The 1,188-nt window shown below is 33.6% G+C and carries 2 protein-coding genes; one reads left to right on the top strand and one right to left on the bottom strand.

Annotation, left to right across the window (positions count from 1 at the left end):
- On the top strand, window positions 1–373 hold a 373-nt coding region (locus tag NL42_RS18630; RefSeq protein WP_461313881.1), incomplete at its 5' end, for a type 2 periplasmic-binding domain-containing protein.
- Window positions 374–393: 20 nt separating this feature from the next.
- Here the strand turns inward: NL42_RS18630 and NL42_RS18635 are convergent.
- Window positions 394–969: a TetR/AcrR family transcriptional regulator gene (locus NL42_RS18635; RefSeq protein WP_461313882.1), complete on the bottom strand. Its 576-nt coding sequence runs from the start codon at window positions 967–969 to the stop codon at window positions 394–396.
- Between the last annotated feature and the right edge of the window lie 219 nt (window positions 970–1,188).

Here is a 1,188-nt window from a genome sequence, read left to right on the forward strand (position 1 = left end):
AAACTTCTATGCAACAACGACATTTTTAAATAAATATGAAAAACCTAAAAGCATAGAAGAATTAAGAAAATATAATATATCGTTATATTCAAGATCAGATTTAAAAGATAAGATTATTAACTCAAGCCCTCAACTGATCTGCAATAATATAGAAATTCTTTTAGATTTTTGCCAAAAGAACCAGAGTATTTTATTTATTCCCGATTTTTTAGCAAAAAAACATGAAGATGATGGCGTTATTATTAATTGTTCACAGGACATCTTTTCATCAACAGTTCATTTTTATGCAACCACCCCCTATGGCTCAAAAATTCCAAAAAAGGTTGAGCTTTTCTTAGACTCATTAAAGCAACATTTTTCTAACTATCACTGATAGCTTTATCATGTAGTTTTTCAATCACATAGTGCTATGCGTTTTTCAACCCCATCAAAAAAACAATCCAGCATCTTCTCTTGCTCAATTGCCACATCTGAGCTTAAAAGCTGAATAATTGCGCCTTCAATCATATATAAAAATAGTTTGGCATCTTGAAATGAAACATCAGTTTTTAGCAATCTAAGCTGGCTATAGATTTCATTGATTAGCCAAGTTCTATACCTCACTGCGGTTTGGTAGGCTTTTGGATAGGTCAGTTTGGTTTCAAAAATTGCTTTAAATAATAAATAGTAGTGCCCCTCTAAATCGGTATGTAAGAAATAAAGTGTCTTGAGTTTATCAATCGCGCTCGTGTGGTTGGTGCACTCAGCAATTGAAATCACTTTTTCTTTTAGCCGTTCTTTCTGCACGGTCAAACAGATTTCAATAAACCGCTCTTTAGAGTGAAAATAATGATAAAAAGTCGCTTTTGGAATTTCGGACTCTTTCACAATTCTGTCGACCCCAACCGTATGAAATCCGTGATGGTGAAACAAATGAATGGATGTATTAACAACTTCTATGGCACGCGTTGGGAGAACTAAATTTGGCATAGTTTTACCTTTATAAATTCTTGTTGTTTCTAAATGAGATACTTTTTTGGGAGAAAAAAAGGCATAGCAAAGCCGTAAAGACTGTGTGTGGCACATCTCAAGTTTTATTGTTGAACTAAGTTTTTAGACGAAATGACTTAAAGCCTGAAGACCCTAAAGGTAATCAAGCTGATAAATATAATTTAAGTCGTGTCGTTATAGCTTTTGGCAAAGGCTGCC

Source organism: Acinetobacter sp. GN11, assembly GCF_054823985.1.

What these genes read in the sequence shown, in the direction of transcription:
- NL42_RS18635 (WP_461313882.1), bottom strand. Translation starts at nt 969, where the DNA reads ATGCCAAATTTAGTTCTCCCAACGCGTGCCATAGAAGTTGTTAATACA.